The sequence below is a fragment of the Trabulsiella guamensis ATCC 49490 genome, assembly GCF_000734965.1.
Classification (GTDB): domain Bacteria; phylum Pseudomonadota; class Gammaproteobacteria; order Enterobacterales; family Enterobacteriaceae; genus Trabulsiella; species Trabulsiella guamensis.
The window spans coordinates 1-6,031 of record NZ_JMTB01000116.1; the positions used below are offsets into that span (position 1 = coordinate 1).

Annotated in this window: 7 protein-coding genes; 2 read left to right on the forward strand and 5 right to left on the reverse strand. The window is 54.7% G+C overall.

Annotated elements, in window-relative coordinates; genetic code table 11:
- From GTGU_RS20440 to GTGU_RS20455, 5 genes are all read right to left on the reverse strand, one after another.
- Positions 1-2,281: phage tail tape measure protein (locus GTGU_RS20440; RefSeq protein ID WP_038161692.1), on the reverse strand; the 2,281-nt coding region annotated here is incomplete at its 3' end.
- A complete protein-coding gene (locus GTGU_RS25045; protein WP_245609627.1) occupies positions 2,268-2,408 on the reverse strand; it encodes a GpE family phage tail protein in 141 nt (46 codons plus the stop codon). The genes GTGU_RS25045 and GTGU_RS20440, both read right to left, overlap by 14 nt.
- Before the next feature lie 20 nt (positions 2,409-2,428).
- Entirely contained in the window at positions 2,429-2,746 is a 318-nt protein-coding gene (locus GTGU_RS20445) for a hypothetical protein (RefSeq protein WP_038161695.1), read from the reverse strand.
- 47 nt (positions 2,747-2,793) lie between these two features.
- A complete protein-coding gene (locus GTGU_RS20450) occupies positions 2,794-3,309 on the reverse strand; it encodes a phage major tail tube protein (protein WP_038161698.1) in 516 nt (171 codons plus the stop codon).
- The gene (locus GTGU_RS20455) at positions 3,309-4,493 is read right to left on the reverse strand and encodes a phage tail sheath subtilisin-like domain-containing protein (protein ID WP_038161703.1); all 1,185 of its coding nucleotides are present in this window, start codon (positions 4,491-4,493) and stop codon (positions 3,309-3,311) included. The genes GTGU_RS20450 and GTGU_RS20455 overlap by 1 nt, the downstream gene beginning before the upstream one ends.
- A gap of 154 nt (positions 4,494-4,647) precedes the next feature.
- Here GTGU_RS20455 and GTGU_RS20460 point away from each other — a divergent pair, with 154 nt between their 5' ends.
- Together GTGU_RS20460 and GTGU_RS25050 are read left to right on the forward strand one after the other, a co-directional pair.
- Positions 4,648-5,784, forward strand: coding sequence for a phage late control D family protein (locus tag GTGU_RS20460; RefSeq protein ID WP_038161701.1), 1,137 nt, complete (start codon positions 4,648-4,650; stop codon positions 5,782-5,784).
- A gap of 38 nt (positions 5,785-5,822) precedes the next feature.
- On the forward strand, positions 5,823-6,031 hold a 209-nt coding region (locus GTGU_RS25050), incomplete at its 3' end, for an ogr/Delta-like zinc finger family protein (protein WP_072012034.1).

Sequence of the window (6,031 nt, forward strand, 5' to 3'; positions counted from 1 at the left end):
CCATCGGTGAGAGCAGTTCTTTAAACCAGTTCCACACCCGGCTTATCGCCTCACCAATGGCATCAAACAGCGGACTGAACCGGGAAAATGATTCCCGTATGGGTGCCAGTTTTTCCATAATCCTGGCAAAGTAACCGGACAGAAACGCCGTGATCTGATCCCAGTATTTCCAGATGAGAAAAGCGCCGCCGACAAGCGCGGCAACAACCAGGCCGACAGGACTCAGCAGAAATGACAGTACGCCGCCGAGCATTGACACCCCGGTAGTGATCATGCTCCAGACAGCAGGAAGCCCGGACAGACGCAACACCAGACCACCAATCACGCGACCCAGCGAACTGACTGCAGACAGCGGTGAGATAAACACCGACAGCAGCATGCCCCTGACCGGTGCCAGCAAACCACCGAGTCGGCCGAGACCACCGGAAAGGGCAGTGAAGACACTTCCCCACCCCCTGATGCCGGTAAGCGCCCCACCGGATACATTGCGAAATGCACCGAATAACGTGATGGCGCGGCCAATACCGCCGCCGCTACCCAGCAGACTGAAACCGAGCTGCAGCTTTCCGAGTGGTCCAAGCAGCATTCCGGTTGCCAGCATGACAGCGCCGAGTACCGTCAGAATGGTGCCACCGACAGCGATAAACTTCATGATGCTGGCAACAAGCTCAGGATTAGTCTCAATCCATTCCCGTAATTTTTGCAGCACACCAGTGAGCGACGTCATGATCTCCATCGCCGGCACTCTCAGGGACTCGCCCAGCGCGCTGAAATTGTTACCCAGCGCGGCGGTGGTGATAAGCCACTGTGATGAAATGGAGTCCTTATCAATGTCTGACTCCCGCTTCATGGAGCCTCTGGATGCGGTGGTGCGCGTCAGCTCAAGCTGTCGCCGCAGCTCAGGCAGGTTGTTAGTGAGTTTGGCTATTGCCGTCGCGTAATCATCACCAAATATCCGGGTGAGTGCGCTCATCTGCTGGCTGTCGTCCAGTTTTTTCGTGGCTTCAAGCACCGTCATAATGGTGCCCATGGCATCTTTTGCCATGTTCTTCTGTATTTTCTCAGCACTCAGGCCGAGCGAATTCAGCCCCTCAAGAAATCTGTCAGGCTGTACAGTGGCTGTACTGAGTTCTCGCACCATTGCGGTGAGCGCATTAGACGCCCGTGACGACTCTTCCCCGAGTGTCAGGAACGTGGAGCCAATGGCTGCCGCATTCTGGTAGCCAAGCTGTTCAGCAGCACCCCCCACGCGCTGCAGAACGTCAATAATGTCTGAGCCTTTGGACTTGGCGTTATCGTCCAGGTAGTTGATGACGTCGCCGAGACTGGCAATATCCCTGACGGGGATTTTATACAGCCCGGCGATCCTGCCCATGCTTTCGGCAAGCTGGTCAGCGGGTAATTCAAACGCCTTGGATGCCATGGCGGCAGTGGTGGCAAAGCTGAGCAGATCCTGTTTCTGTTTCTGCCAGGGATCGTTACTGTCAGCCACACCCATACGGGCGCCACCCTCAACCAGTGCGGCATAATCGACGGCGCCGCGTGGCATGGGCAGTTCTTCCGAGGCGTTTTTAATCGCCCCCTGCATTTCCGTATAGCGTGATGTACGGTTTCCGTCATCGTCTCGCAGCCCGTTAACCTGTTTTGACACGCCTTTCATGGCGTCTTCAAGGTTGCTGTAGCTTTTAACGGCAGCAACCACAGGCGCAAATACAGCGGCGCCGCCGGCCATGGTCTTCATGCCGGTACTCTGCAGTTTGTCGCCGGCTTCCTTCATGCGGGAATAGCGCGCCTGTGCCTGTGTGACCGTGGCAAGCTGGCGCCGTTCGCGCTCAAGCGCCTGGTTGTACTGTTCTGTACGGCGTATTGCGCTCTCTGTCGTCCTGTCACTGCCGGCCAGAGACACACCATGACCGCGCAGCGCCTGCGAGGCATCGCGCAGTTTTTCCATCTCTTTTGTGCGGGTGGTGTTAAGACGCTCCAGTTTGGCCGCCAGTGCAGTCATGTGTTCGCGCTGTTTGTCAGTAAGCTGAACGCCATCCCGCTGCGCCTTGTTCAGACCTTCCAGCGTACGGCTGGTTTCGTCAATTTTGCGGGAGGTTTTTTGTACGCTGTCACGCAGGCGGTTAAAGCCTTTTGCCTGGCTGTCGAGATCCTTAATGGCAGACTGCGTTTTTTGAATGGACTCCGACAGGCTGCCCACACTCTGGCGGGCAGCATTGATCGGACGGGTGAGTTTATCTGTTGCACTGAACGCAACGCGGATATTAAGACTGGTCATCGTCACTGGCTCCACTGCGGGCCGCCGCCCGTTCGCGCCAGGCTATGACGTCGCCCAGCTCCATCGCGAAGACTTCGGAGGGCGGCCAGTTGAAAACAACGGCAATATCAGCGACGAGATCATCAATCTCGTCGAACTGAAGAACGGTTACGGATTCTCCTTCTCCGCCGCGCTCGATGTGCCAGCACCCGCAGGCGTCAAAAAAGGGACAAGCGCTTCAGAAAGGGAAATGAAATCCTGCGTTTCCATTTCATAGATCTCTGCGAGTTTGAGCCTTGGCGAGGTCACCCGTGTCAGCAGCGTGGCAACAGAATCAACATCCATATTCAGGACATTGACGAGTTTCAGACCACGCAGGGATCCGGCCTGCTTAATCTCATCAGTGATGATGACCGATGAGATGGTTTTGTCATCACGAACCAGCGGTTTTACCAGCGGGATCCCGTTATCTGTTTTCTTTACCATTATCAGATGCTCCTGGCGGCAACGTGTGCCGCCATCAGTAAGGTTGATCAGTTACCCATACCCAGCGCAGAAATGATGCGGTCAGGGTACATATTTTTACCGTTCTTCTTGTAGATGAAGTTCAGCAGGTCGATTTCGATGATCGGTTTGTCGTCGATCGAAAGCTTGTAGTAGGTCGACTTGAAGGTGTACTTCTCCGTCGTATCCTCGCCCTGCTTACTGTCACCGCCATCCAGCTCAGTGAAGCGCCCGCGCAGTTCAACCTCGACAAGCTGACTTTCGCCGTCTGTATAGTATTCACCGGCAAAGCGCAGGCGGGTGCCGTCGATGTCTGCACCAAACTCAAGGAACAGTTTTTTAATCACACCACCGAATTCAACAGTGGAATCAAGCGCACCGGCATCAAGACCAAGGTCAACAGCAACAGAACCAATCATTCCGCCGCCCTGAAAATCTTCCGTCTTGCGGCTGAGTTTTGGACGGGTGAATGACGTCACCTTCCCGATGTAGTTGTCACCATTGATAAAGCAGGTGCACAGACGGAGTTTGTGAGGAACAGCCATTATTCACCCCCAAGAGAAGAGAACGCCGGCCCGAAGTATTCATCCGTGAAGGTCTGGTACATCGTCAGATCTTCCATCGGCGGAACCGGTGTGTAGTTGTAACGGACGCGAACCTGTCCCTGTCGCAGCCCGGTTGTCGGGTTATCCAGGATGTCAAACCAGCAGTCGCCACCAAGCAACTGTCCGGCAGTCACCATCGCGCTGAGTTTGCCCTTAATACCACTGACCACATCCTTGACGTTGGCAGGTGTCAGCGGGCTGTCAACATCCTCAAACTGGGCTTCCGCCATGGTGTCAGCCGTGATCTGCGATGTCCTGGTGTACACCTCAAAGATGTATTTATCGGTGTCAGTGGTACGGTTACCCCAGAACCGGAAGCCATTACGCTTGATAAGCGTGGTCACTTCGTGGTTGTTCAGCTCGTTAGCGTCACTGTCTTCCGCCTGCAGCGCCCAGAAAACATCATGCGAAATACCCAGCACGTTGTTTACCGTCACGTTGGACAGCGACTTGTGCCAGCCCTGTTCATTGTCGATGCGTGCGCGCAGGCCACAGGCATATGCCGGCGCCGGGAAGATATCGTTTTCGCCGGTCTGCGGGTTGAACGCGATAAAGTCAGGCCAGATAAGCATCAGCTCACGGTAGGCAAAAGTGTCACGGTAGGCAATCGCTTCTGCCATCGTGTTGCATCCGTGGCAACTGGCATAGGCGAATGCACGCAGGTTCTGCGCAATCACGCACAGCGATGCCGTGACTTCTTCTGTGTCATAACCGGGAACCGCGAGGATACGCGGACGATACCCCACCTTCTGTTCAGCCGTCAGAAAAGCATACATCCCGGTATAGCTGCCATCTTCAGCGGTACCGCCGATGATGAGTTGTGACTGCGTTTCACCGCCAGCCTCACCCTCGACCGCTGCTGCAACGCGGACAACAATCACTTTTGGGCTGGCCTGGTCGGAAATTGCTTTCAGCGTTTTGTACAGGGAGCCGGTTTCACCCGCCTTGCCCAGCACAGTACTGACGCGCGTTATCAGAACGGGCGTGTTGAGGGGAAAGGTCGCCGCGTCGGCATCATCTGCAACTGCCACAACACCAATCACACTGGAATCAATGTCATTGATGGCGGTTTCCAGATCGGTATTTTCCCGGACGCGTGCACCGTGAAAACGTGTTTCAGGCATGTTAATCACCATTGCGTTATTGGAGTTCGCACTGATAATCCACCACATCAGGCGCGTGCTCACGTCATTAGCGGTCTGACAGACAGGTGACAACAAAAACAGATTTTGACTCTCCCGCGCGCGTGTGATCCTTCTCAGAACAAAAGGGGGAACCATGGCGCTGACAGATCTGAGCGGGAAAATCACCGGTGCAATTGACGGGTACAATGCGTCGCTGACAGACGCGGTAAAAAGCCCGGCATTCAGTATCACGCTGGGCGGAAAGGTGCTGACACAACTTGATGAGCGGATCATGTCGTTGTCGCTGACAGACAACCGTGGTTTTGATGCCGATCAGCTGTCGATTTCTGTTGATGATACCGATGGTGCTGTTGCACTGCCGCCGCGCGGTGCGGAAATCGCGGTGTCGTTTGGCTGGATGGGTGAGCCGCTGACATACAAGGGACTGTATACCGTTGATGAGATTTCCCATGAAGGCCCGCCGGATGCCATTGGCATCAGCGCCCGCAGTGCTGACTTTCGTGAAGGGCTGAACGTAAAACGTGAAGTTTCCTGGCATGATGTGACCGTCGAACGTGTCGTGTCAGCCATTGCGCACCGCTACGGACTGAAAGCGCAGATCAGTGAAATGCTTATGAATATTGAGATAGACCACGCTGACCAGACACAGGAAAGCGATATGTCGTTTCTCACCCGCATGGCGGAAATGCTGGGCGCCATTGCCACCGTGAAAAACGGGTATCTGCTGTTTATCATGCCAGGCGGTGGCGTGAGCGCTGACGGTAAGGCGTTGCCTTCTGCAACAGTCAACCGCATGAGCGGTGATCGTCACAGTTTTCGTATTGCTGACCGTGACGCCTATACCGGCGTTCGTGCGTACTGGCTGGATCTTAATTTCGGCAAAAAGAAAAAAGTCAGCGTCAGGCGCCGCAAACCTGCAAAACCGGTGAAAGAAAAAAGCAGCAGCCGGGAAGGTGACTACATGGAGGGTGCGGATGGTAACGTCTATGTCCTGCGGAAAACTTACCAGAACGAAACAGCGGCCAGGCGTGCGGCGGCTGCAAAGTGGCAGCAACTGCAGCGCGGTGCCGCAGAATTCTCAATCACCCTGGCGCGCGGCCGCGCGGAGCTTTACCCGGAAATGCACGTTACAGTAAGTGGTTTTAAGGACAAAATAGACGTACAGGACTGGATAATCTCGCGTGTTGAACATGTGATTGACAGTAACGGCTATACCACCCGTATTGAGCTTGAAGCAAAAATACCTGACTGGATCGCAGAAAGTGAATAAAATGTAATGGAGTTCAACCCCACAAGGGGAACACCATTATGTTCCGATGTCCTTTTTGCGGCGCCATGGCCCGTACGCGTACCAGCCGTAAGATAACGGATATGACAATTCGCCAGTATCATCAGTGCCAGAATCTGGAATGCAGCCGGTCATTCACCACGCTGAACAGTGTGGAACGGGAAGTAACAAAACGCCCGGGAAACGCGCCGTTACCACCTGGCTTTGTTCCTGATGATGCCTTTCCGGC